Annotated in this window: 21 protein-coding genes; 13 read left to right on the plus strand and 8 right to left on the minus strand. The window is 60.2% G+C overall.

Translation table 11 applies throughout. From position 1 onward, the window contains the following. The first annotated feature begins 3 nt into the window (after positions 1-3). The 3 genes from P0D68_RS12475 to fdhD all read left to right on the plus strand — a co-directional run bounded on the left by P0D68_RS12475 (position 4) and on the right by fdhD (position 3,009). A complete protein-coding gene (locus tag P0D68_RS12475; RefSeq protein WP_408293961.1) occupies positions 4-915 on the plus strand; it encodes a bestrophin family protein in 912 nt (303 codons plus the stop codon). 306 nt (positions 916-1,221) lie between these two features. After that, on the plus strand, positions 1,222-2,145 hold the full coding sequence (locus tag P0D68_RS12480; RefSeq protein ID WP_408293964.1) for a bestrophin family protein: 924 nt from the start codon (positions 1,222-1,224) through the stop codon (positions 2,143-2,145). A gap of 18 nt (positions 2,146-2,163) precedes the next feature. Beyond that, positions 2,164-3,009 (plus strand): formate dehydrogenase accessory sulfurtransferase FdhD, encoded by an 846-nt coding sequence (fdhD, locus tag P0D68_RS12485; RefSeq protein ID WP_408293967.1) that lies wholly within the window; start codon positions 2,164-2,166, stop codon positions 3,007-3,009. Positions 3,010-3,103: 94 nt separating this feature from the next. On the opposite strand, the gene P0D68_RS12490 is transcribed toward fdhD, so the two are convergent. Further along, positions 3,104-4,531, minus strand: coding sequence for an aminotransferase-like domain-containing protein (locus P0D68_RS12490; RefSeq protein WP_408184428.1), 1,428 nt, complete (start codon positions 4,529-4,531; stop codon positions 3,104-3,106). 201 nt (positions 4,532-4,732) lie between these two features. Here P0D68_RS12490 and P0D68_RS12495 point away from each other — a divergent pair, with 201 nt between their 5' ends. The 7 genes from P0D68_RS12495 to moaD all read left to right on the plus strand — a co-directional run bounded on the left by P0D68_RS12495 (position 4,733) and on the right by moaD (position 13,180). Then, positions 4,733-7,060 carry an FdhF/YdeP family oxidoreductase gene (locus P0D68_RS12495; protein WP_408184427.1) on the plus strand — a complete coding sequence of 776 codons (2,328 nt, stop codon included), beginning with the start codon at positions 4,733-4,735 and terminating at the stop codon, positions 7,058-7,060. Positions 7,061-7,132: 72 nt separating this feature from the next. Beyond that, on the plus strand, positions 7,133-8,527 hold the full coding sequence (locus P0D68_RS12500) for a cytochrome ubiquinol oxidase subunit I (RefSeq protein ID WP_408293972.1): 1,395 nt from the start codon (positions 7,133-7,135) through the stop codon (positions 8,525-8,527). Between the two features lie 42 nt (positions 8,528-8,569). Beyond that, entirely contained in the window at positions 8,570-9,556 is a 987-nt protein-coding gene (locus P0D68_RS12505) for a cytochrome d ubiquinol oxidase subunit II (RefSeq protein WP_408293975.1), read from the plus strand. Between the two features lie 241 nt (positions 9,557-9,797). Further along, positions 9,798-11,012, plus strand: coding sequence for a molybdopterin molybdotransferase MoeA (locus P0D68_RS12510; protein WP_408293978.1), 1,215 nt, complete (start codon positions 9,798-9,800; stop codon positions 11,010-11,012). Positions 11,013-11,201: 189 nt separating this feature from the next. Next, a complete protein-coding gene (gene moaA / locus P0D68_RS12515; RefSeq protein ID WP_408293981.1) occupies positions 11,202-12,305 on the plus strand; it encodes a GTP 3',8-cyclase MoaA in 1,104 nt (367 codons plus the stop codon). 40 nt (positions 12,306-12,345) lie between these two features. Further along, positions 12,346-12,903 carry a molybdenum cofactor biosynthesis protein MoaE gene (locus P0D68_RS12520; protein ID WP_408293984.1) on the plus strand — a complete coding sequence of 186 codons (558 nt, stop codon included), beginning with the start codon at positions 12,346-12,348 and terminating at the stop codon, positions 12,901-12,903. Positions 12,904-12,922: 19 nt separating this feature from the next. Then, positions 12,923-13,180 carry a molybdopterin converting factor subunit 1 gene (moaD, locus tag P0D68_RS12525; RefSeq protein ID WP_408184421.1) on the plus strand — a complete coding sequence of 86 codons (258 nt, stop codon included), beginning with the start codon at positions 12,923-12,925 and terminating at the stop codon, positions 13,178-13,180. 164 nt (positions 13,181-13,344) lie between these two features. Here the strand turns inward: moaD and P0D68_RS12530 are convergent, their stop codons facing one another. Continuing rightward, positions 13,345-14,235, minus strand: coding sequence for a LysR family transcriptional regulator (locus tag P0D68_RS12530; RefSeq protein ID WP_408293988.1), 891 nt, complete (start codon positions 14,233-14,235; stop codon positions 13,345-13,347). Positions 14,236-14,373: 138 nt separating this feature from the next. Here P0D68_RS12530 and P0D68_RS12535 point away from each other — a divergent pair, with 138 nt between their 5' ends. After that, positions 14,374-14,802: a (R)-mandelonitrile lyase gene (locus tag P0D68_RS12535; protein ID WP_091806555.1), complete on the plus strand. Its 429-nt coding sequence runs from the start codon at positions 14,374-14,376 to the stop codon at positions 14,800-14,802. Positions 14,803-15,062: 260 nt separating this feature from the next. Here the strand turns inward: P0D68_RS12535 and P0D68_RS12540 are convergent, their stop codons facing one another. Then, positions 15,063-16,208: a branched-chain amino acid ABC transporter substrate-binding protein gene (locus P0D68_RS12540; protein WP_408293991.1), complete on the minus strand. Its 1,146-nt coding sequence runs from the start codon at positions 16,206-16,208 to the stop codon at positions 15,063-15,065. A 715-nt stretch (positions 16,209-16,923) separates the two neighbouring features. Here P0D68_RS12540 and P0D68_RS12545 point away from each other — a divergent pair. Further along, positions 16,924-18,150 carry a diaminopropionate ammonia-lyase gene (locus tag P0D68_RS12545; protein WP_408293994.1) on the plus strand — a complete coding sequence of 409 codons (1,227 nt, stop codon included), beginning with the start codon at positions 16,924-16,926 and terminating at the stop codon, positions 18,148-18,150. Between the two features lie 98 nt (positions 18,151-18,248). Here P0D68_RS12545 and P0D68_RS12550 read toward each other — a convergent pair whose 3' ends face one another. The 5 genes from P0D68_RS12550 to P0D68_RS12570 all read right to left on the minus strand — a co-directional run bounded on the left by P0D68_RS12550 (position 18,249) and on the right by P0D68_RS12570 (position 23,294). Next, the gene (locus P0D68_RS12550; protein WP_408184417.1) at positions 18,249-18,725 is read right to left on the minus strand and encodes an Lrp/AsnC family transcriptional regulator; all 477 of its coding nucleotides are present in this window, start codon (positions 18,723-18,725) and stop codon (positions 18,249-18,251) included. 196 nt (positions 18,726-18,921) lie between these two features. Continuing rightward, positions 18,922-19,884, minus strand: coding sequence for an AraC family transcriptional regulator (locus P0D68_RS12555; RefSeq protein WP_408293997.1), 963 nt, complete (start codon positions 19,882-19,884; stop codon positions 18,922-18,924). 79 nt (positions 19,885-19,963) lie between these two features. Beyond that, positions 19,964-21,061, minus strand: coding sequence for a porin (locus P0D68_RS12560; protein ID WP_408294000.1), 1,098 nt, complete (start codon positions 21,059-21,061; stop codon positions 19,964-19,966). Positions 21,062-21,350: 289 nt separating this feature from the next. Further along, positions 21,351-22,127: an IclR family transcriptional regulator gene (locus P0D68_RS12565; protein ID WP_408294002.1), complete on the minus strand. Its 777-nt coding sequence runs from the start codon at positions 22,125-22,127 to the stop codon at positions 21,351-21,353. Between the two features lie 24 nt (positions 22,128-22,151). Next, a complete protein-coding gene (locus tag P0D68_RS12570) occupies positions 22,152-23,294 on the minus strand; it encodes an FAD-dependent monooxygenase (RefSeq protein ID WP_408184413.1) in 1,143 nt (380 codons plus the stop codon). 283 nt (positions 23,295-23,577) lie between these two features. Here P0D68_RS12570 and P0D68_RS12575 point away from each other — a divergent pair, with 283 nt between their 5' ends. Next, a complete protein-coding gene (locus P0D68_RS12575) occupies positions 23,578-24,900 on the plus strand; it encodes an aromatic ring-hydroxylating oxygenase subunit alpha (protein ID WP_091806544.1) in 1,323 nt (440 codons plus the stop codon).

The following is a 24,900-nucleotide window of genomic DNA, read 5'->3' on the forward strand; positions in this document are numbered from 1 at the left end:
ATCATGATCGTAAGGCCAAGTGAAAACTGGCTCCGCCTGCTGTTTGTGTGGAACGGTTCTGTTCTTCAATCGATTATCCCTCAGCTGGTCTTCATGGCGGCCGTCAGCACGCTGGCGGTCTTTACACAGGGGCGGATCTTTGGGGAAAAGATTCCGCTCAACACCGCCCCTTTCACGTTGTTCGGCCTCGCCCTCGCTATCTTCCTCGCGTTCCGCAACAACGCGAGCTACGGGCGGTTCAATGAAGCACGTCATTTATGGGGTAGTTTGCTCATCTCCACGCGAGCGCTGACCTCACAAATACTCTGCTACGTTCCGGAGCAAGCGAACAAGTTTCAGATCGCCCAGACGATGATCGCCTTCATCTACGCGCTCAAGCATGAGTTACGGAACACCGATCCGATGCCGGATCTCGTGCGCTTGCTCGGTCGAGACCAGGCCGAGCTGTTACGCGTGAAGCAGTACAAACCCACGGCGCTTCTAAATGAAATTCGCCGCGAACTCGCGCAAGCAAAACAGCACGCACGAATAGGTGAGACAACGCTCTGGATGCTGGATGCACAGATCAACGAATTAGGCGCAGCCGTCGGAGGCTGCGAGCGCATCGCCTCCACGCCAATCCCGTTTTCATATAGTGTTCTGCTACACCGAACGGTCTACGCTTACTGCATCATGTTGCCGTTTGGGTTGGTCGATTCGACTGAATTTTTCACGCCTCTGCTGTGCGTTTTCATCTCCTACACACTGATCGCGCTCGAAGCGATCGCCAGTGAAGTGGCCGAGCCGTTTACCGTCGCGCCCAACGCGCTCGCCCTCGATGCGATGTCCCGCAATATCGAACGCTCTATTCTCGAGTTGTGTGGACGACCATTACCGGAAGCAGTCACTCCGATTCGCCTTTACCACCTGACCTGAGCGTGGCAAATGCGAGCCTTATGCGCCGGTTCGTGCGATAAGGCCCGCAATACGCGACCATCAACCTCGCACCGTGTGGCGTAAAAATCGCCCCCAATCGACAGCGTGTGCAGTTACTCAATCCGCTCAAACTGTACTCTGAGTCGCGACGACGAAGTGTGTGTATGTCAGGGCCGCAAGTACGCGTAACCTTTGGTCGCGCCTTGAGTGGAAGCCGATGTGAGATACAACGCATATCGCGTCTCCGCAAATTTACCCTTGAAAACTCAAATGCGCTTTCCTATAGCCATTTGACAGCGACTCTCCATGATCATTCGCCCCGCGCCCAACTGGTTCCGCATGCTCTTCGTCTGGCATGGGTCCGTACTGAAGGCAATCATTCCCCAACTAGCCTTCATGACGCTGATAAGCCTGCTCGCCATGTTCACGCACGGCCGCATTCTCGGCGAAAAAATCCCCTTAAATACCACGCCGTTCACACTGTGCGGTGTTGCCTTGACGATCTTTCTCGCGTTTCGGAACAACGCAAGCTATGAGCGCTATTGGGAGGCGCGCCGACTCTGGGGCAATATGTTGATTGGAGCGCGCGCAATCATTTCGCAGTTCCGCAGTTACATGCCCTCTCCTACCGCTGCGCCGTTCGAGAGCAGCCATCTGCCGCGTTTGCTCATCGCGTATGCGTACGCCGTGAAACACCAGCTACGCCGCTCGGACGGCTCTGCCGATCTCGTCCGGCTGCTCGGCCCCGGCCGTGCGGCCGCGTTAGCCCCACGCGTCTTCAAGCCGATCGCGCTGCTCGACGAATTGCGCCATCATCTGGCCGCACTGAATCGCAACCGCGTGCTATCCGACACCCAGCTCTGGATGATGGATCATCAACTGAACGAACTCGGCGCAGCTGTCGGCGGTTGCGAGCGCATCCTCGCGACGCCGATTCCTTTCGCTTATGGTGTGCTTCTGCATCGGACCGTATACGCATATTGTGCGCTTCTCCCATTCGGTCTGATCGACTCGATCGGATTTGCCACCCCGCTTGTTTGTGTGTTCGTCTCCTATACGTTACTGGCACTGGAGGCGATTGCCAGCGAGATTTCTGACCCGTTCGGGCTCGCGCCGAACAATCTCGCGCTCGACGCGATGACCCGCAATATCGAGCGATCCGTACTCGAGTTGTGCAACGAAGAGTTGCCGCCCGCGACGCAGCCTGGCCAGTTCTTTCAACTTACCTGACCACAGGTTGAGGATCTTATGATGTCTTGTTCAGACGCCAAGGAGAGCAACGGCAGCGTGGTTCGCAACATTGTGCGTCACAAGCGCGGCGAATCGGGCACGACAGTCGATCAAGTGGTGGAAGAGCTGCCTGTCGCGCTTGTCTTCAACGGCATTTCCCATGCGGTGATGATGGTTACGCCTATCGATCTGGAGTGTTTTGCATTGGGATTTGCACTGAGCGAGGGAATCGTTGAACGGTCTGGCGACGTTTTCGACGTCGAAACCTTCATTCGCGCGGATGACGCCGAGGTCCATATGACTGTGTCGCAGCAGGCTTTTATGATGCTCAAAGGCAAGCGTCGTGCGCTTGCGGGACGCTCCGGCTGCGGCGTGTGCGGACTAGAGAGCATCGAACTGCTCGATCTGCGACCTGACCGCATTAGCGTGCCCGAAACAGCCGTGCGCATAAGCAACGACGCTATCGAACGCGCGGCCCGCGAGTTGCCCGTGCATCAGCGGCTCATGCGTGAGACCGGCGGCATCCACGCGGCGGCGTGGTGCGGCACGAGCGGCGAGGTGCTCCATGTTTTCGAGGACGTCGGTCGTCACAATGCGCTAGACAAACTCATCGGCCTGCTCGCGCGTGAACACATCGACTCGTGGTCGGGATTCGTGTTTCTTTCGAGCCGCGCGAGCTACGAACTGGTGCGCAAGGCCGCCCGCATGCAGATTCATACGCTTGCGACGATCTCCGCACCAACATCGCTTGCAATTTCGATCGCACAGCAGGCGGGAATCCGCCTACTGTGCTTTTGCCGAGGCGACGGCTTCGTCGAGTACCTTGCTGACGATAGCGTGGCCAAAAACGAACACGCAGCATGAACTGCGCGCGAACCATCTGATTTTTCAGTCCCTATGATCCGGCATTACGGACAAATCCGCGCAGAGATGCAAACTGCCATGGTCCGCGTCAGGATCAGCGGGCACACGTTGCCGCCAGCTTGCCGACAGTGATGATCGCCTGCTCGAGTTCGCTCGACCACGGGCTGCTGTAGTTGAGCCGGATATAGTTCTGGTAGTTGTCTGGTGAGATTGAGAACATGCATCCGGGGCCGATCGTAATGCCTCGATCCAGCGCCATCTGATAGAGCTTCATCGAATCGACCTTGGCCGGCAGTTCAATCCATAGCACATAGCCACCCGCCGGACTCGACATACGTGTGCCAGCCGGGAAGAACCGCGTGACCATCGCCTTCATCAGATTGGCCTGCTGCGCGTAGCTCTTGCGAAGACGCCTTAAATGGTGCTCGTAACCGTCGCGTTCGAGAAACTCCGCAATGGCCAGTTGGGGAATGAGGGATGTTGTCAGCGTGTTGAGAAACTTCAACTTCTCAACTTGATCGCGATAGCGTCCGGGCAGCGCCCAGCCGATCCGGTAGGCGGCCGTAAGGCTCTTGGAAAAAGAACCGCAGTGCAGCACCATGCCATTCTTATCATACGATTTCAGCGTGGTGGGATGCGAGTCCCCAAAATACAGTTCGTTATAAACGCCGTTTTCAATCACCGGAATCTGCGCCTTGGCGAGCAGTTCGACGAGTTCGCGCTTACGCTCATCGGGCATCTGGAAACCCAGCGGATTCTGGAAGTTCGGCATCACCATGCACGCGGCGATAGACTCGGATTGAATGATCTTTGCGAGCGCGTCGATGTCCATGCCGTATTCCGGATGCGTCGCCACCTCGATGGCTCGCATACCCGAACGCTCAATTGCGTGCAGCATGGCGTAGAACGTCGGTGATTCGACGGCGATCACATCACCCGGTTTCGCAACCGCCTGCAGGCACAGGTTGATCGCCTCCGTGGCGCCCACGGTGACGATGATCTCATTAGGATCCACCGACATTCCGTTTTCCAGGTGACGCCGCGCGATCTGTCGCACGAGTTCAGGCCGGCCCGGCGGCAACGCATTCGTCACGCCCCAGAGCGCCTTGTTGCGACCCACGGCTGACGCATAGCGGTTGAGCTTTTCATACGGGAAAAGCTGTGGATCGGGATACGGCGAGCCGAGCGGCACAGCGTCGTCGGCGCTGATCGACCGCAAAGTGGAGAGCACGAGCCGGCTTATATCGACGGTGGCCGAGACTGCGATTGGCCGGCTCGGCCGCAGTTCGCCCGCGTGACGATTACCTTCGGCCATGCGCAGGCTCACGAAATAGCCGGACTGTGGACGGCTCTCCAACACACCCCGGCTTTCCAGTAGCAGATAGGCGCGAATGACCGTTGTGATACTGATGCGGTGTTGCTGACTTGCCTGCCGAACCGACGGAACACGGTCACCTGGCCGATAGACACCGTTGCGGATCACTGTTTCGATGTCGTCCGCAAGTTTTTCGTAGAGTGTCAATTTTTTCTCCCCAAATGTCCGCGCAGCACACCGATGCCGGCCAACTGTACTGCGCGTAGCGAAACTGTACTCTAAGCAGCACGCGAATTCTGTGTGTCATGGCGACACCCCATAGCTTTTACTCTTGCGCATAACCAAGCACAGCGTCACACCGTCCGGAACAGACCGGGCGGCCGCGCAACGTCAACGGAGCCAAGGGTCATGGACAAAGCGAAGCCGAAGGGCAAAATCGAGGCATATCACCACCCCGCCGCGGGCTGGGGCGCCTTGAAATACGTCGCCATCAATCTCATCAAGGAGCGCGTCTCGGGCGGCAACTATCGGGCGCTGTTCAAGCAGAATCAACCGGACGGCTTCGACTGTCCGGGTTGCGCATGGCCGGATCGCGAGCACGCGTCGACATTCGAATTTTGTGAAAACGGCGTGAAGGCCGTCGCCGCCGAAGCCACCACCAAGCGCGTGACGCCGGCCTTCTTCGAGGCGAATACCGTCGAGTCGCTGATGAAGCAGACAGACTACGAACTTGAACAGCACGGCCGCCTGACCGACCCGATGGTCTACGACGCCGTGACCGACCGCTACAAGCCCATTGCCTGGGACGATGCCTTCGCGCTAGTCGCGAAGCACCTCAACCAGCTCGATTCGCCCGACGAAGCCGCGTTCTACACCTCGGGTCGCGCCAGCAACGAAGCGGCGTTCCTCTACCAGCTGTTCGTACGCATGTACGGCACGAACAATTTCCCCGACTGCTCGAACATGTGCCACGAAGCGACCAGCCGCGGCCTGCCGGCCACCGTGGGTGTCGGCAAGGGCACGGTGACGCTGGAGGATTTCGAACTCGCGGACACCATCATCATCTTCGGGCAGAACCCGGCGACCAACCATCCGCGCATGCTGGGCGAACTGCGCGAGGCGGCCCGCCGCGGCGCGACGATCGTCTCGGTGAATCCGCTGCGCGAACGCGGTCTCGAACGTTTCACCAGTCCGCAGCATCCGGTCGAAATGATCACGTTCGGCAGCACAAAAATCGCTTCGACGTTCATTCAGCCAAAACTGGGCGGCGACTTCGCGCTCATCAAGGGTGTCGCCAAGCATCTCATCGAACTCGACGACGAGGCGCTCGAGAACGGCACGGAGCGGCTGCTCGATCTCGACTTCATCAACCAGCACACGCTCGGCTTCAGCGCCTTCGCCGATGATTTGCGCAACGAAAGCTGGAGTCTTCTGGAGGCGGAGTCCGGCGTGGCGCGCGAGGACATAGAAGGACTCACGCGCATCTATGCGAACGGCAAGCGCGTGATCGCCACCTGGGGCATGGGCATCACCCAGCACAAGCACTCGGTTCAAACCGTGCACATGCTTTCCAACCTGCTGTTGATGCGCGGCAATATTGGGCGCGAAGGCGCCGGTCTGTGCCCCGTGCGCGGCCACTCGAATGTGCAGGGAAACCGCACCGTGGGAATCGAGGAGCAGCCCTCGCAGGCGTTTCTCGATCAGCTCGGCAAGGTGTTCGACTTCGAGCCGCCGCGCGAACACGGCCTCGATGTCGTCGAAACGGTGCACCACATGATCGAGGGGAAAGTGAAGGTGTTCATGGGCCTCGGCGGCAACTTCGCCATGGCGACTCCCGATACGTTGCGCACTTTCGATGCACTCCGCTCGTGCAAGCTGACCCTTCACATCACCACCAAGCTTAACCGCAGCCACCTGGTGCACGGCCAGGAGGCGCTGATCCTGCCGACGCTCGGCCGCACCGAGATCGACGCGCAGAACGGTATCGCGCAAGGCATCACGGTCGAGGACTCGATGAGCATGGTGCATATCTCGTACGGCATGAGCAAGCCGGCCTCGCCGAACCTGATGTCGGAAACAGCCATCGTGGCGAACATTGCGCACGCCACGCTCGGCGACGGCAAGGTGGACTGGCTCGCCTACGCACGCGACTACGCGAAGATCCGCGACGCCATCGAACAGACGATCGAAGGTTTCGACGACTACAACGAACGCATCAAGCGCCCTGGCGGCTTTCATTTGCGTGTCGCCTCGCGCGAACGCGACTGGAAGACCGAGACCGGCAAGGCTAACTTCATGGTGCACGCGGTGCAACAGGACACGCCGATCGTGCGCGCCAAGGCGCAGCATGGCGAACGCCTGATGACGCTGATGACCACACGGTCCCACGACCAGTACAACACCACCATCTATGCGCTCGACGACCGCTATCGCGGCGTGTTCGGTCAACGCCGCGTCGTGTTCATCAACCCCGCCGACATCGCCATGCTCGGCTTCAAGGACGGCGACTGGGTCGACATGACCACCGTGTGGGACGATGGGATCGAGCGTCGCGCGGATCACTTCCGCCTTGTCGAGTACGACATTCCCCGTGGCTGCATTGGCGCCTATTACCCCGAAACGAACCCGCTCGTGCCGCTCGCGAGCGTGGGCGACGTCTGCAATACGCCGACCTCGAAGTCGATTCCGGTGTTGCTGCACCGCTCCTCCGAGCCACTGGCGCTGCCCGCATTCTGATTATTTCCCAACCAGCCGGAACGCGCCCCTAGCGGGCGCCCGACCGTTTTCAAACCCTGCCTGGTGATCACCATGTCTGTCGAAGCCTTGAATCTGGCGCGCGGTCAATTTGCCATGACCGCGATTTTCCACATACTCTGGCCGATCCTCACGATCAGCCTGTCCGCTTTTCTGCTTGTCGTCGAAACGCTTTGGGTCAAGACGAGCGACGTGGTCTGGTACCGCCACGCGCGGTTCTGGAGCAAGCTGCTCATCCTCAACTTCGCCGTCGGCGTGGTGAGCGGCATTCCGATGGAGTTCCAGTTCGGCACGAACTGGGGGCCGTTTTCGCAGTACACCGGCCAGTTCTTCGGCAACATTCTCGGCTTTGAAGGCGCTATGGCCTTCATGCTGGAGGCCGGCTTCGTGGGCATCATGATGCTCGGCTGGGACCGCGTGCCAAAGGGCGTTCACCTGTTCGCCACCGGGATGGTCGCGCTCGGTTCGTCGATCTCGGCGTTCTGGATCATGGTCGCCAACTCGTGGCTGCAGACGCCGACCGGCGTGGCGCTGGTGGATGGCAAACTCATGGTCACCGACTACGTGAAGGCCATCTTCAATCCAGACATGGCCTGGGGCGTTTCGCACATGTGGTTTGCCGCGCTGGAAACGGGTCTGGTGGTGATCGCGGGCATCTCGGCGTACTACCTGCTCAAGCGCCGCAACCCCGAATTTTTCGTGCGCTCGTTCAAGCTCGCCTTGCTGATCCTCGCCTTCGTTGCCCCCGTACAGATCTGGCTCGGCGACTCGAGCGGTGTGGATGTGTTCGAGACCCAGCCGGCCAAAGGCGCGGCAATCGAAGGTCATTGGGAAACCAACGCTCCGGGTACTGGCGCAAGCTGGTCGCTCCTCGCCTGGCCCAATGCCGCGAAGCAGGATAACGACTGGTCGCTGGAAGTGCCGGGCATGCTGAGCATTCTGGGCACCCATAGCCTGCACGGCAAGGTGACGGGCATGCGCGACATCCCCCGCGCGGATCAACCGCCTATGCTGCCGCTGCTTTATTACGCGTTCCGCGTGATGGCCGGCGTCGGTTTCCTGTTCATGCTGCTCGCCTTCTGGACCCTCTACGCGCTGCGCAAAGCGCGCGGCCGGCTCGACGCATTGCTCGCGCAACGCAAGTTGCTCCTCGCCTGGGTGCTGGCAATCCCGCTGCCGTATATCGCTGTGGAATGCGGCTGGATCGTGCGTGAAGTGGGACGCCAGCCGTGGGTCGTGTACGGCCTGCTGCGCACCGACCACGCTGCATCGGCGATTCCGGCCGGCGCAATTACGGGCAGCATGATCATGTTCCTGACGTTCTTCGTCGTATTGATCACATCGTTCTTCGTGTTTGCGCGCCGCTGGCTGCGCCGTGGTCCCGATCTTTCGCTGATGCCGCCGGTCGAGCCGGCTCGCCATACGGCTTCGCACGCGGTCGACTACTAAGCGCCGCACTCCCCGATTTGTACTCATTCCAAGGAAGTCAACATGACCCCCGCATCAACTCAGGACCTGTTGAACCACGCGTGGTTCGGGCTCATTGGCCTGATGCTCGTGCTATACGTCGTCACCGACGGTTTCGATCTCGGCGTCGGCATTCTCACGTTGCTGCGCCCTCGCGAAGCCGACCGTGATCTGATGATTCAGTCCATCGGCCACGTGTGGGACGCCAACGAAACCTGGCTCGTCGCGCTCGGCGGTGCGCTGTTCGGCGCGTTTCCGCAGGCTTACGCGATGATCCTGTCGGATCTCTATGTGCCCGTCATGGTTCTGATCGCAAGCTTCATCATGCGCGGCGCCGCCATTGAGTTTCGCCACGCGGCACACACCAGCAAGACCGCATGGGACCGCGTGTTCGGTCTTGGTAGCCTGCTTGCCGCGGTGTCGCAGGGCATCGTGCTCGGCAAGATTCTGACGGGTTTCGTGCCGGGTCTGGCAAATACCGGCTTCGTGGCCATCACGGCATTGGGCGTGGTGTCCGGTTACTGCCTGCTCGGCGCAACCTGGCTTGTGAAGAAAACCACCGGCGCGATAGAAAGCTCGTCACGCCGTCAAGCGATTGTCGCCGTCTTCACCACAGCCGTCGCGGCGCTCGCGGTGTCGTTTGCCACGCTGAAACTGAGCCCGGTCGGCATCACCCGCTGGCAGGAACACGGCGTGTTTCATTTGCTGATCGCGCTCGCCGTACTCGCCGCACTCGCCTTCATCTATGTGCTCTACTCCGTTCACCTGCGCGGCGAACATGGCCCATTCTTCGGCGCAACGCTGCTGTTCGTGTTTTCGTTTGCCGGGCTGGCGATCAGCATGTTCCCGTATATCGTGCCTGGTCAACTGACTGTTGCAGCCGCAGCGTCAGACAGCGCGACACTCACATTCATGCTGTTCGGGATCGGCATCGTGTTTCCGATCATGATTGGCTACAACCTCTACCAGTATCACCTCTTCCGCGGAAAAGTAGTGGCGGTCAAGCACTGAGACCTTAGCTGTCATTCCGGCGGCAATTATGGCATTCCGCGTCTACAACGGCGCGGAATGCTTCTTTGCAGTGTGGAAGCCGCCAGAGTATGTGCGCATTCGAATCAGTTTCTCCGGCAACTTTATAGAAAATGGCACGCTTCAAAAGACGCATCGCCTTGCGGCACGCGAATGTTCAGCGCCGATAGTGAGCAGTGCGTTCTCGAAGCCCTCCAGGGCCGCTACGTCGGCACACCACGACATGACCGAATTGATCAGCTTCAATGAAGCCCAGCAGCGCTTCATTCAAACCTTCGAATCTGCCGGTTCGCCCGTGCGCGTTCCGCTAGGTGACGCAATGGGCCGCGTGCTGGCCACTCCCATTCATGCAACGTTCGATCAGCCGCCCGCCAATCAGAGCGCAATGGATGGTTATGCGATCCGCTACGCCGACGCGGCTCCAGGCGTGGCATTACCTATCCAGCAGCGCTGCTATGCCGGGGATGAACCCTTTCCGCTCGAACCTGGCTGCGCGACCCGTATCTTTACGGGCAGCATGATTCCATCCGGCGCGGATACTGTCGTGATACAGGAAGACGCGCGCGAGACCGGCGAATGCGTGATGTTCGAAACGCCGGTTCGGCCGGGTACGCATATCCGTCGTAGAGGCGAAGAATTGCGCATGGGCGAAACGCTCGTTAATGCCGGCACGCGTCTTCAGGCAGCCCATATCGGACTGATTGCGTCACAAGGGATCGCCACGCTCGACGTTCATCCCATGCTGAAGGTCGGTATTCTGACAACCGGCGATGAACTGGCGCCGATTGGCGGAAGTCGTGGCGCAACGCAAATCTATAACAGCAACGGGCCGATGTTGGCGGCGCTCGTAGCCGGCCTGGGTGCGTCCGTCACGCGTGTGGTGCATGCAAAAGACAACGAAGGGGCACTCACGCAACTTCTGAGCGAGTTGCACGACGCATGCGACCTGATTTTGACGACCGGTGGCGCTTCAGTCGGAGAGCGAGATCTGGTGCGCCCTGCGTTGACTTCGCTCGGCGTATCGTTCGTGGTCAGCGGCGTGAGCATGAAGCCCGGCAAGCCAATCTCGCTCGCGCGTTACGGCACTACGCCCGTGGTGCTTCTGCCGGGCAATCCGGGCGCAGTGTTCACCACGTTTGCGCTCCTCGCGACGCCGCTGATCCGACGCCTGCAAGGGCGAGCCGAATGTCTGCCGCCGGTAACGCGTTTGCCGATCGATTTCGACGCGAGGCCAGACGAGGCGCGTGAGCGCTTCCTGCGCGTTCGCCTCGATACATCGTCAGGACAGGGGTCTGTGCTCCGCGTTGCCGCCGAACAAGGCGCCGGCAATCTGCTTACGCTGGCCGACGCCAGTGGGTTGAGTCAGCTGGCGCGCGGCCAGTCCATCGCACGGCACGCAACCGTGCCGTACTACGACTTCGCCCAATGGCTAGTCTGAAGGCGCCACCCCGCAAAGCGATTTCGCGCAACTGTACTGGAACCTTCAGGCGCTGACTGTGCATCCGGTGCGTCCGTGCAGCGCTCTATCCTAAGCACGTGCCTGCGACATCGCCCAGTCCGCTGGGCGTCGAGCAGGAAAGGGCCAAGGCCCCTACTTTTTCCGCTTGCTGCTGCTTATTCCACGATCGTGAACGCTACCGCTCAAGCCGTCATCGCCCACCTCGAATCGCCCGGGCACACCCTATCAGGCGCCGCTGCATCCGTCACGGATCGGCTCGGCCGGCCGCTGCGCGATCTCCGTCTATCCGTTATCGACCAATGCAACTTCCGCTGCGCCTATTGCATGCCGCGCGAAGTCTTTGGCGCCGATTATCGTTTCCTGCGCGCGTCGGAGCGGCTTTCGTTCGATCAGATGATGAAGATCGTTCGGGCGTTCGTGGCGCTCGGCGTCGAGAAGGTCCGTATCACGGGTGGAGAGCCTCTTCTGCGCCGCGGGCTCGAATCGTTCATCGAACGGCTTGCCTCGCTGACGAGCCTGAGCGGTCAACCGCTCGACATTGCGCTGACGACGAACGGTTCGCTGCTCGCCGCGCGTGCGCGCGCATTGCGCGACGCCGGTCTGCGCCGCGTCACGGTCAGCCTCGATGCGCTGGACGATCCGGTCTTCCGCCGTATGAGCGATGTCGACATTCCTGTGGCACGCATTCTCGACGGTATCGAGCAAGCGCATGCGGTGGGCCTCGCGCCTGTCAAGGTGAATGCCGTTATTGAGCGCGGCGTAAATGACTGTCAGATTCTCCCGCTTGTCCGCCACTTCAGAGGGACCGATACCGCCGTGCGTTTCATTGAGTACATGGACGTTGGCGGCGCAACCGGCTGGTCGAAGTCGACCGTGCTCACCGCGCGAGAGATCCGCGCGATCGTCGAAAGCGAATATCCCCTCGTCGCGAACGATAGGGCAAACAACGCGGCCACGTCGGTAAGCTATCGCCATGCGGACGGCACGGGCGAGGTCGGCTTTATCGCCAGCATGTCAGAACCGTTTTGTGGGGAATGCTCTCGCGCGCGCGTCTCTGCGGACGGACATCTCTACACCTGCCTCTTTGCCACGCAGGGCGCCGATCTAAAACCTTGGCTAGGCGATGCGGTGCCGACAGCACGCCTGATTGACGAGCTCCATTCACACTGGCAGGCACGCGACGACCGTTACTCGGAATTGCACGCCGACCGACGTCGAACAGGAACGGGAAAAAGCTATCCGACAGTGCGCATGTCGCTGGTCGGCGGCTGAGCTGTTTCCGGTCTCACGAGGAAACCATCAAGGACAGGACATGACGACACCCCATTCAGTCCAGAACGCAAAGCTCGACATTGAATTACCTGCTGGCGCCGAAGGCGGCGCATCAGGCCCGTTGCCCGACGGCTCCATAGCCGCGGGTTTCGAAGTTCGGGTCCAGCAGTCGCCTATCGATGCTTTCGCCGAAGTCACGCCGATCATGCGTAATCCGAGAGTCGGAGCGATCGTGGATTTCGTCGGCATTGTGCGCAATAGCGGCGACGGTGACGATATCGTCGCGCTGGAACTCGAACATTATCCCGGCATGACCGAGCATTCGCTCTGGAGCATCGTGGAAGAGGCTTCCGCGCGCTGGGTGCTCGACGCGGTCAAGATCGTGCATCGGGTCGGACGCGTGGCACTCGGTCATCCAGTCGTCCTGGTTGCCGTGGCCGCGCCGCATCGCGCGGCTGCTTTCGAGGCGTGCGAATTCATCATGGATTTCCTGAAGACGCACGCGCCGTTCTGGAAAAAGGAAGTCCGGCGCGACGGCACGGCGCGGTGGGTCGAAGCGAAATCACGCGACGAGCAAGCCATGCTCCGTTGGGGCTAAAGCAAAACGGAACAGACACATGAAACTCACCATCAAATATTTTGCGAGCATTCGCGAGCAACTCGGTGTTGCGCAGGAAATTGTCGACATAGACGCGCAGCACATCAACGTTGAAAGCTTGCGCAAACGGCTCATTGCAAGTAGTCCACGGTTCGCCGAGGCACTTCATGAAGAAAAGCCAGTACGAGTGGCCGTCAATCAGGAAATGGTTACAGGTAGCTTCGTCATTCGCCAGGACAGCGAAATTGCATTCTTCCCGCCTGTGACTGGCGGCTAGCGCTTTCTGACACCCTCTCTCGAATCGAGGCTATACAGCGCCGGTCGGCGCGCGTCGAATACAGTGACTTGAGACGGCAACGGTAGCGTCCTGTTCCCGCATAGCTCGCGCCAGAAGGCAGGAAGGCTATCGCGGGTGTGGTTGTGCAGTTGCGCTACGATCCACTAACCGCCGCGCAAAGCCGCGATAACCAGGCGAACCGCAAGCGATGACTGGCGCCGCGTCGCATAGTACGCGTGATGCCCAGTCAACGTAGGAAACCAGTCTTCAAGAATCCAGCAAAGTCGTCCCGCCTGGACACTCGGTTCCGCGAGCGCCTTTGGAAGGTAAGCGACTCCGAATCCTTTCAAAGCCGCGTCCAGCATCTGGTACGAGTTATTGAAAACGAGCTGGCCGCTCACTTTCACCTCCAGCCGGCGTCTGCCTTTTCTGAGCTCCCACGGCATGAGCGTGCCCCTCGTGGGCAACCTCAAATTGATGCAGTTATGGGTGGTGAGTTCGAGCGGTGCGCTCGGCGGTGGCGTTTCGCGAAGGTATTCCGGTGCCGCGACGATCGCCAGCGTTTCATCCGGCGCAATCCGTACAGCGATCATGTCCTTCTCCACCTGATCCCCCAAACGCACCCCTATGTCAAAACGCTCCGCGACAATGTCCGACAGGCCGTAGTCGTTGATCAGCTCAATGTGCAGCTCTCGATGTTCGCGCAACAACCCTTGCAGCTTGGGCCAGATGTACTGGTTCGCGGCGTAGTCTGTCGCGGAGATCCGCACCGTCCCTACCGGTCGTTCTCGAAGTTCAGCGACCGCCTGCAACTCCGCCTCGATCTCTTCAAGTTTCGGAGCAACGGAGTCGAGAAGGCGTTGACCGGCTTCTGTCGTGGAAACACTGCGAGTCGTGCGATTGAGCAGGAGCATTCCAAGCTTCGTTTCAAGCGAAGTCACCGTTCTGCTCAGAGATGACTGCGATACACCTAGTTGCGCGGCAGCGTGCGTAAAACTCCGCTCGCGTGCCACGGTTAGAAGCGCGACCAGATCATTCAGGTCCGGAGTAGGCATTTATGCACCTGTGCATGAGTGTATGCCCATTTTGCCACCTAGTCGGGAGCCGGCTGAAGAACTAAATTATCTGTCATCGCGCTCCATGGCCGCACGTGCATCGCGGTCACGCCCCCAATACGTCAAAGGATCAGAACCATGACCCAGGAAGCTCAGACCATCGTCCGTAACGGCACCAAGCCGTCCATCAAAGGCCCTGAAAGCTGGTTCACCGGCGCCGTTCGTATCGACAGCCTCTTCCAGGCCGAGGCCCCGGCGCGCCTTGGCGGCGCCATCGTCACATTCGAGCCGGGCGCACGCACCTTCTGGCATACGCACCCGCTCGGGCAGACGCTGGTCGTGCTTTCAGGTGTAGGTTGGACGCAGTGCGAAGGCGGCTCGCGAACTGAAATTCGCGCTGGAGACGTCGTCTCGTGTTCGTGCGGCAAGCGGCACTGGCATGGCGCTGCTGCGACAACGGCAATGTCGCATCTTGCGGTCACCGAAATGCTCGATGGCAAAAACGTCGAGTGGATGGAGCCGGTGACTGATGAGCAGTATCACGCGGGCCCGCTCGTCACCGAGTAACTCGGCGTTTTTCGTTTTTATCGTTCTGGGGAAAGCGGAATGAGCTTCATGGGACGCGCTGCACGCAGCTGCAAGTCCCCTTCCCGGTTGAACGGTCGACAGACGCTATACCAAACTCGACATTTCGAGAACTGCCGCCTCTGGGTGTGAACCCGACCTCACACAAAGCAAGTGCGGGCAATTCTCGGAGATACCCGGGTGCCCGCTCTCGCATGAGTGAAAAATGAAACCTTCGTGGTCTCCTGCCAACGCTTCTGGATCTACATTTGCATAACGTCGATCAGTGTCTTCTCGCCCTTCTTGTAGTAGAACAACGAGATCACGCCATGTTGCAAGTCACCCTTTGAATCGAAAGCCGTTTCGCCAATGACGCCCTTGTAGTGGGTCGACGGCATTGCCGCCAAAATCTTCGCGGGGTTGGTCGAGTTTGCCCGCTTCATTGCGTCCACGATGATGTACACGGAGTCGTAAGCGTACGGCGCGTAGATCTGAATGGGTTGCGCGAAACGCGTCTTATACTTTTCGACAAACGCTGCGCCACCCGGCATCTTCGAGAGTGCCATTCCTGCTTCGCAGCAGACAACGTTATCGGTTGCCGTGCCCGCCAATTGCGCCAGCGACTCCGTGCAGACGCCATCCCCGGCTAGAATCCGCGCGCGAATGCCGAGTTGCGCGGCTTGTTTCGCAAACGGGCCACCGGTTGCATCCTCGCCACCGTACATGATCACATCAGGATGCTCGCCTTTGATTCGGGTAAGGATGGAACGAAAATCGACTGCTTTGTCACTCGTTGCCTCGTGCGAAAGCACCGTCGCGCCTTGTGCTTTCGCACCCTTCTCGAACTGACTGGCGAGACCCTGACCATAGGAAGTCGAATCATCCACGATTGCTACGGTCCGCGCTTTCAGCACCTTGACGGCATAGTTCGCTAGCGCCGGTCCTTGCTGTGCATCGGTTCCGACCACACGGAATGCGGTCTTGTAGCCGAGCAGCGTGTAGTCCGGATTGGTCGCGCCCGGCGAAATCTGCACGATGCCTGCGTCGCTGAAGATCTTGGCGGCGGGAATGGACGTACTCGACATATCGCTGCCGACCACAGCGACCACGCCGTCATCAACCATTTTCTGCGCAACCACTGTCCCCGTCTTTGGATCGGCCGCGTCGTCCTGCCCATCCAACTCCAACGTGACTTTCTGACCGTCAATGACCAGATGTTTTGCGTTGATCTCTTCGATCGCAAGGCGAGCGCCGTTCTCGTCGTCCTTTCCCACGTGAGCGCTCATGCCGGTCAACGGCGCGAAGTGACCTATCTTGACAACCTGATCGGCCGACGCCGTCGACGCCATCGTGGCAAACAGAAGGGTTGCGGCACTCATGGGGCTCAACTTGCGAAGCACTGCGTCCATATCAATCTCCCGTACTGGTTCATCGAACTTCTTCATTTAGTAACGTCACCGGGCAGCGCGCCTGCTTATACCTTCGCGCCAGAAGACCAGCGACATGTTCGTGTTTATATCGCCGCAATCCACTCTCTCTATTTGCATTCCTTATGTTTCAATTAGCATTATGAGCAGACGAATCACCCTGAAATGGGTAGAAGATCGCGTGTCTGATTCATTGCTCACTCGCGGCATCGAACTGATTCGCCCCAAGGCTTCGTCGAGTTGCAAGGCGTAGAAAAAGTATATCGACGCGCATTGATATCCAAAACGCGCAACGGCCTTTGTTTCGCGCATTTTTATCGAAATAACGCCTCGTTCCGCAACAATTTTCATTGGGCGCGCAGCCTCGCCAATTCCGCAATCAAGGTCACGCTGACGACCTCGACCTCGAGCACCCACCGCGAGCACGACTGCGCAGCGTCAGATGCTCAGTTGGCTCACCGTGCATCCGGATCGGATTCGCCCCTGGCGCCATAAGAGGCTCTTCGCGTCAACGGCAAGAATTCTCGTATTCTGCTCATGATCTGCAACGGCGTTGCAAAAGGTTCAGGCATTTTGCGCGAAAAGATAAGGTTGCCCGTACTACCATTTACGCACCACGTTCAGACGCCTATCGCCTGAATGCAAATAAATGGTTTATCAGTTGCTCCGCCTCAACTATTGTCTGGATCGCCATTAAATGTTCACATCAAACGAGAATGTTCTGCACTTGCCATATCCCGATGGTCTGAAGGCCATATTGAACATAGCGTCGGCGGCGCAAAGCCGTGAGTGGCTTTCGCACTGGCAGAGCATCAACATGGCCGGGACGCGATTATGGAATCTGCCAGGGCTCGCCCAACAGCTTGGCGTCGCACAGATCAGCCTCAAGGATGAATCCACCCGCTCGCCTCTCGGTAGCTTCAAGGCGCTTGGCGCTCCCATTGCGCTGGTGCGGTTGATCATGCGTCGTTGGCCCGAACACCGGTTGACCGCAAAAGATCTGTTCGAAGGGCGTCACCGCGATCTGCTTGGACACTTCACCGTGATCAGCGCCACTGACGGCAACCACGGCAAGGCGCTGGCCGCAGCAGCACAAGCCGTTGGGTGTGAATGCGTGATCGTGATCCACGCGAACGTGAACGAGGAGCGCGAACGGGCTATCGCCCGTTTCGGCGCGCGGATCATTCGTACCTCCGGCAATTACGACGAGTCGGTCGAGGAGGCCGCCCGGCTGGCAACGAAGAACGGGTGGAACGTGGTGTCGGATACGTCTTATGAGGGATATGAGGACATTCCGCGCGACGTGATGCAAGGCTACAGTGCCATCGCAGCAGAAGTGATCGAGCAGTCAGACTCCACCGTCGACGAATGCGCATTTACCCATGTGTTCGTGCAAGGGGGAGTGGGCGGTCTCGCGGCAGGCATCGTCGGTTATCTTTGGGAGTTCCACCAACTCAACCGCCCGCGTTTTATTGTGGTCGAACCGAACCAGGCGGACTGTTTGTATCAAAGCGCGGCGGCCGGTCGAGTGACAAAGGCCGCAGGATCGGTCGACTCCTTAATGGCGGGCCTCGCCTGTGGAGAAGCATCGCCAATCGCATGGAAGATCCTGCAAGCAGGCGCGGATTATTTTATGACTGTGAGCGACACCGCCGCTACAGAGGCGATGCGCGTGGCCGCAACCGGCAACGCTTGCGACGCACCGCTTCTCGTCGGCGAGTCAGGTGCCGCTGGTCTCGCTGGTCTTATTGCGCTGCTTCAACAACCCGCCTGGAAGGCCGAAGCCGGATTGAATGCCGAATCGCGCGTGCTGCTCATCAGCACCGAAGGTGCCACAGCGCCATCCGTTTACAAAGAGTGTGTTGGCGAGACGGCGGAGTCGGTTCTATCAAGGCAAGCCGCCTGGCTTAAACGTGGAGGCTGATTCACTTTCGCGCCGTCGCGCCATCTATGGGCGCGGCGGTGCCGGCAACGTGGACAGCAAAACCGCAGACAGTTTTGCTCTTCGCCCGGAGGCGAATCTCAGGGTTCGACATGAACCGGAACATTCTGCCCGGTCTTCACGCGGTCCATGACCACCAGCGTCTTGAAGCGCTTTACGTTATTGTTGCCGAAGAACAGTTGTCGAGTCAGATCGTTGTACTGGTCCATATTGCGCACGACAAGTACCAACACAAAATCCCATTCGCCGGCAATGTAATAGCACTGCTGGATTTGCGGACAAGCCTCGAACGTTCGCTTCATTGAATCAAGCAGGTCGATCTGCTCGCGTTCGATCTCCACCGTCACAACAATCGTCAACGGATAGCCCACGGCCGCCGGTTCAACCACTGCGGTGTAGCGTTCTATCACGCTGTCATCGCACAAGCGCTTCAGACGCCGGTTGACGGCCGCAGTCGACAGGTTGACGCGCGCACCTAATTCATTCTGCGGAATCCGCGCATCCTTCTGTACCTCAGTGAGCAGCTTCCGATCGTAGTCGTCGAGATGTGCAGTCATTGTTGGAGATATCCATCGTGGCGGCCCTTTCTTGCAATAAATTTGCGCCCTTGGGCAAAAGAATCAAAAAATACAAACTCGACGCGAAACATATTGTATCTGGGTATTTGCCACACTGAATGGATGAAACGCTCTTGATGGATGACTCGCCTGCTTCAAGTTCGTCGCTTCACAGCGCATGTCACGCGCAAGAGACTCAACTTTGCCTGGCCGTGTCGTTCAGTGCGTGCGCACTGCGGGCGTAACGCCTCGGAGCCATCCCTGACCACCGATGAAATGCTCGCGCAAACGCTTTCTCGGAGGTATAGCCAACCGTTTCCGCGATCTCGATCAGCGTGCGTTTGCCTCGCTTCAATTCACCGCTCGCGAGATACATCCGATAGGCGGTCAGATGGCCGATTGGCGTGTCGCCGACCACGTCCATAAAACGCGCGCTGAAGCGCGAGCGCGACATGCCCGCCGCCGCCGCGAGCCCCGCGACACTCCATTCCCGACACGGCTCCCGATGAATCAGCGCCACCGCGCGTCCGATCTGAGGATCGGCTAGACCGCGCAGCCAGCCGGAATGATTCGCGGTCGACTGCAGATGCGCGCGCAGCAACTGAACGAACAGCACGTCCGAAAGCCTCGAGGCCGCGATCGCCCAGCCGGGTTGGCAGGCCATCGATTCCTGAATGAAGCTTTGCAGTGTGCTGGCGAGCCAGGGCGCCACGGCCGGATCGTCCGCGCGCACGTGGATCAACGTCTGCAACACTGAGAAAAGCGGACTGCGAATGATGTCGCGATAGACCACGATGCCCGTATAGAGTTCGCTGGTCGCGCCGCCGCCGCCCGCGGTGAATTCGAGCGGCGTATCGAAGCGTGGATAAATGCCCTTGTCGGCCATCAGCGAATCGAACGGGACCGGCGGTTCGTCGGGCGCCGATGCCATGATGTGTTCGTTGCCATGCGGCAGCAACACGAAATCCCCCGGTTTCACGTATACCGGTGGCTCGCCTTCGACCATCAGATAAAACGGACTGCCGGTGCACATGCGAAATGCGGCGCCAGACACGGCGGGTTTGCGGATCGCCCACGGCGCACTCAACGTGAACCTCCCGGTGACGACCGCGTCCGCACGCAGGTCAGCAAGAATGTCGCTCAGCAGATCTGTTGCCATAGTGATACTCCGTGGATCGCACCGTGATGCCGACTGCGCGGCGGATCCAGCGGTCAGGTCCTCGCGAAGCGCCGCGCGCTCAGAAACGCTGCTGGATGCCGGCCATCACGCCGAGCTGGTTTTGCCCCGCGCCGACGACCGACCCGCCCGCGGCGACGGCAGCCGCGCCGCGCGAGCTATTCGTCACGTAGCCGACCGACGTGTACACCGTGGTGCGCTTCGACAGCAGGTAATTCACGCGCCCAACGAATAACGTGGAGTCCGATGTCTCGCGCAGCAAATAACGCAGCGCCTGGGCATCAAATGATAACGCCGGTGTCGCATAGTACGAAGCGCCGAGAAAATAAATATCGGACTGGCTGTGCGCAGCCGCCGACGTATTGCGGCGAATCCAGCCGCCGCCCACTTTTGCGGAACCGAACTTCGCGTACGCATCCACAATCGTGCGCGTATCGGTGTACGCCGCGCTCGACAGTGGCGCGGACGCGCCCGTGCCGCCGCGCATCACGTCATATGATGCGGCAGCGCCGAATTGCGGCGCGTCGTACGCGAGCATCATGGTGTATTGCCGGCATGCGACCGGGTCGCCCGCCACATTGCCGGCGCAGTTGGTCGCGGACGGACCGGCGGGGCCCGCCGCGTCACGCCCGGTGCTATAAGTTCCACCCACGGTAAAGCCGTTGAACTTGCCCAGGTAACCCGCTGCATTGTCGCTGCGCGCGTTCGGCAAATAGCTGTCGAAGCTCGCCATGGAATGGATCGACGGGCCGATCACGTCCGCGTTCAACAGCACGTACATCGACATGTTCATCTGCCGGCCGAGCGTCAACGCGCCGTACGGAGAACTGACGCCGACGTTCGCCTGACGCCCGAACAGGCGTCCGCCGTAGTTGAGCGCGCCGCTATTTAGCGCAAAGCCATTTTCGAGCACGAAGAACGTCTTGTAGCCGCCGCCGAGATCCTCGGTGCCGCGCAGTCCGAAGCGCGACGGCACTTCACCCGTTAGCGAAGGCATGCCGATGACAGAACCGCCGCTCGCTGCTTTGTTGTAGTACTGGACGCCTGTGTCGACAATGCCGTACAGCGTCACGCTGCTTTGCGCCTGTGCGCCGCCGCTGGCGAATGCTGTCACTGCTGCGAGCCATGTCGCGGAGAGAACCGATCGTGTCACCTTCATTTTTCACCAAGCCTTTTATGCAGCAATGCTTATCATTGTGGGTTTGGAGTCGGTCACGTCAACCGGCCTCCCCGAAAATGCGCGACTCGAACAGCTGTGTGTTCTTATGGCCGCACATCGCGCATCGGCCGCCGGCGGTTCGACACGAACCGGCAAGCAGATGGGGGGATTCTTGGCGACGCAAAAAAGCACGCCAAGGACCGTGGCTCCCGAAAAAGTATCCGATCGTCTCGTTTTGAAATTAAGCAACGGCTCCATGGCGGAGCCTGATCCGCATACGGAACAAGGGCTACAGACTCGAACGGGAGAGCGCGTCTGCGGCGGCTTTCACGCTGGCTTCGGCGGTGGCGCGCAGCGTCTCAGCGGCGGAAAAAGCGCTGTTCGGGCCCGCGACGCTCAATGCCGCGACCACGATGCCCCGGCTGTCCCTGACCGCCGCCGCGCACGAATCGATGCCCGCTTCGAGGCCGGAGAAACTCCAGGCGCAGCCGTTCGCGCGCACGGTGTCGAGCGCTGCGGCCAGTGTGTCCCAGTCGGGCCGGTCCTCGTCTTCGGGATAGCTCGCGTAGAGCGCGTCGAGCGCCGCCGGCGCGAGGCCGGCGAGCATCGCGAGCCCAGGCGTCGCGCGATGTGCGGGAATCCGGCTACCCACGCGAATCCGGCTCACGAGTGGCATGTCCGGCGTCTCGCAGAGCAGATAGACGATCCGAGGTCCTTCGAGCACCGCGAGATACGCTGACAGGCCGGTTTTCTCCACCAGTCCGGGCAGTATCTGGCGCGCTCGCGCCGTCAGGTCAGAGCCGCCGAGCGCGCTCGCCGCGAGCGTCAGAAACGGCATGCCGAGACGATGTGATCCACCCTGCGGGTTCGCCTCGATCAGCTCTGCGGCCTTGAGCGACTCGAGCAGGCGCATCACCGTCACGCGGTTCACGTTGATCTGTCGCGCCACGTCGCTCAGATTGGCGGTCGAGCCACCTTCGGCGATGAACCGCAGCAAACGGAACGCGCGTTCCACCGGCGAAGCGGAATTGTCGGCGGGCTTTGGGGTGTCGGGTGTCTCTGTCATCGAGGCATGTTCAGTGGTGAGCGGCTACGCCAGTTCGCGAGCCTGTTCCGGCAGCGGTACGGTCCACGCATCGTAGCCGTACACCCAGTCGGCGTTGCCGCCGGCCTTGAGCCAATTATTGCCGCGCGACCCGATCTGGATTTGCGCCGTGCGCGACTGACGCGCCTCGGCATAGCGCGCCAGCGCCGCGCCGAGGCCGTCCGGGCCGATGTCCTTCAGTGCGCGCGAGAGCACTACGGCATCTTCGATAGCCATGCCCGCGCCTTGCGCCATGAACGGCATCATCGGATGGCAGGCGTCGCCGAGCAGCGCCATACGTTGACCGGTCCACTTCGGCAGCGGATCGCGAATATACAACGCCGACGCGAGCACGGTGTCACACGCGGCGAGCAACGCGCGGGCTTCCGGATGAAACGCCGCGTACGCCTCGCGCAACGCGTCCGGGTCGCCGGGCGTGGTCCACGATTCGTGGGTCCAGTCGGCCTGCGACGTGGTCGCGAAGATGAACACGTCGCGGCCACGGTTCAGCGGGAATGTGACGATCTGCAGATCGTCGGTCGGCCCCCACCATTTGACGAACGCGCCAAGATCGCCACCCGAGAGCCGGTCGGCCGGCACGACCGCGCGGTACGACACGATGCCGGTGAACTGCGGGCGTTCGTCGCCGAACAGGAACTTGCGCACACCCGAATGGATGCCGTCCGCACCGATCAGCAGGTCGAATACGTGGGTCGAGCCGTCCGCGAGCCTGACCGTCGCACTGTTCCCGGTTTCGCCGAACGTCTCCGTGCGCTTGCCGAGGTGAAGTTCGCCGGGCAATAGCGCCTGCTCGAGCGCCGCCATCACGTCCGCGCGATGCATGGTCAGTTGCGGCGCGCCGTATTTGCGTTCTGCCTCGTCCGACATCGCCAGCCGCGAGGTTTCCTCGCCGGTGTCCCACATCCGGCTGATCCGCGCACTCGGACGCGCCGCCGTCTCGCGCAACTGCGCGCCGACGCCGAGTCCGTCGAGCGCGCGCACCGCGTTGGGCGTCAGGTTGATGTCCGCGCCGACGCGCCCGAAGCGCTCCGCCTGTTCAAACACGGTGACCTGATGCCCCGCCTTGCGCAATGCGATTGCCGCGGCCAGCCCGCCAATTCCGCCACCGATGATCCCGATCTTCAGCATGTCCATCCTCACGTTATGACGTTCTATATGTTCAATATTGAACATATAGAACGTAAATGAACAGTCATTCTGAGGCGGATTGTTTTTGACAGCAAGCGGGAAAGACCAGGAAAAACCCGCCCCTCGGCGTCAGGCAAGCGGATAGGCACGCGAGACGAACGGCAACCTTTTTGGATTTTGGAGAGGTTGTGCAACGCCGGGCCCGTCGCGAAGAATTCACACATCGCCGGCAGTGCATGGCTCATGCGCCAAGCCGCGTTTCCAACGTTCGAGGACACAGGACATGTTGAGTCAGGAAAAAAACAATCTACTCACCCAGGTGGGTCCGGGCACGCCGATGGGTGACTACTTGCGCCGCTACTGGCACCCGGTCGCGGGCGTCAGCGAGTTCGATCAGAAATCGGTGCGACCGATCCGGTTGTTCGGCGAGGACCTCGTGCTCTTCAAGGACCTGAGCGGCACGTTCGGCCTCGTGCAGCGCCGTTGCCCGCATCGCAACGCCGATCTCGCGTTCGGTTTCGTCGAGCAATGCGGCTTGCGCTGCGCGTATCACGGCTGGGAATTCGATGCGAGCGGCCAATGCACGCACCAGCCGTATGAAGAGATCGTGGACGTCGACGCGCGGCTGCGTCAGAAGACAAAGATCACCGCGTACGAAGTGCGCGCGAAGGCCGGCATGATCTGGGCCTACATGGGCCCCGCGCCCGCGCCGGAATTGCCGGACTGGGAGCCGTTCAACTACACGAATGGCTTCGCGCAGGTCGTGATGGCGGAGGTTCCGTGCAACTGGTTTCAGTGCCAGGAGAATTCGATCGATCCGATCCACTTCGAATGGACGCACAACAACTGGACCGAGCGGCAACAGGACAGCCAGTCCGAACACGTGCCGACGCACTTGCGCACGCTGTACGAAGAGTTCGATTACGGCTTCATCTACAAACGTCTGCGCGCGCACGAAAACGAGGAGAACCCGATGTGGACCACGGGCCGCGTGACTCTGTGGCCGAACGGCTTTTACCTTGGACACCATTTCGAATGGCGCGTGCCTATCGACGATGAAAACACGTTGAGCCTGCTGTGGGTATTCAACAAGGTGCCGAAGGAACAGGAGCCCTATGTTCAGCAACACATTCCTTCGTGGTATGGGCCAGTGCGCGACGAAAACGGCGAGTGGATCACGAGCCACGTGGCAAACCAGGACTTCGCCGCATGGGTCGGCCAGGGCGCGATCACCGACCGCACCAAAGAGACGCTGGGCGCGAGCGATCGCGGCATTGTGATGTTGCGCCGGCGCTTCTTCGAGGAACTCGAAGCGGTGGCCGAGGGCAAGACGCCGAAGGGTTTGATTACCGACAGCGCCGCGAATCACAACGTCTATTTGCCGTCGGCGTGCCGCGACGAAATGCTGAACGGCATGACGCGCGAAGCGCTCGCCGCGCATCCGCTGCTCGGCGCCTATCTGCGCGATTTCATCGGACAGTACGGACAACCCGAAGAAGTTCGGGAAGCGTATGAGGCGGCGATCGGACAGAAGGTCAATCGCGCGCGCTTTTTCTCGGTGCACGGTGCGCGTCAGAAAGACGAGCGCGAAACCGAGACGTCCTGA

Source organism: Paraburkholderia sp. RL17-380-BIE-A (assembly GCF_046028085.1).
GTDB lineage: Bacteria > Pseudomonadota > Gammaproteobacteria > Burkholderiales > Burkholderiaceae > Paraburkholderia.